Here is a 528-nt window from a genome sequence, read left to right on the forward strand (position 1 = left end):
GCTGCCGACGACGTCGTCAACGTCAGCCGGCTTCTCGGGCTGGGGAACGTCGGGGTCACTCATGGGGTGCGCCTCTCATCGGAATCGTGCATTGCGAGGGTACCTCCGCGCGAACGGACGCTCGCGGAGGCGTGCCGACGTGTCGGCATTCATGCGGATACGTCGTCCCAGGTCAGGGAAGAGCGGTGCGAAGCGCATCCCTGGCGAACTGGGCGAGCACGGGGACCATCGGAAGCGACAGCCACACGAGGGCGCCGATGACGCCGACGCACACGATGCCGGCGAACCAGCTCATCCCGAGGTTGCGACCCCCCACCCGTGCCATGACTCCACGCTAGGCCCGAAGCACCGATCCCCCGAGGAGCAACGCCGATATCCGGTGCGCGGCACCCGCTTCATCCTGCGGCGCGCCCCCGGAGTCGCCACAGCAGCCACAGCCCGGAGAGCGGCACGAGGAGGAATCCGAGGAGGATGAGGACGTGCCACTCCCCCACGCCGGGCACGAGCGGGTTGACGGCGGGGACCTCC

General features: G+C 69.3%; 1 protein-coding gene. It reads right to left on the reverse strand.

The genetic code is table 11. The features are described from left to right. Positions 1 to 172: 172 nt before the first annotated feature. Positions 173 to 325 carry a hypothetical protein gene (locus AX744_RS20660; RefSeq protein ID WP_197429207.1) on the reverse strand — a complete coding sequence of 51 codons (153 nt, stop codon included), beginning with the start codon at positions 323 to 325 and terminating at the stop codon, positions 173 to 175. Positions 326 to 528 lie beyond the last annotated feature (203 nt).

This window comes from Microbacterium sp. CCH5-D1, from assembly GCF_001557335.1.
Lineage (GTDB): Bacteria > Actinomycetota > Actinomycetes > Actinomycetales > Microbacteriaceae > Microbacterium > Microbacterium oxydans.

What these genes read in the sequence shown, in the direction of transcription:
- AX744_RS20660 (WP_197429207.1), bottom strand. Translation starts at nt 325, where the DNA reads ATGGCACGGGTGGGGGGTCGCAACCTCGGGATGAGCTGGTTCGCCGGC.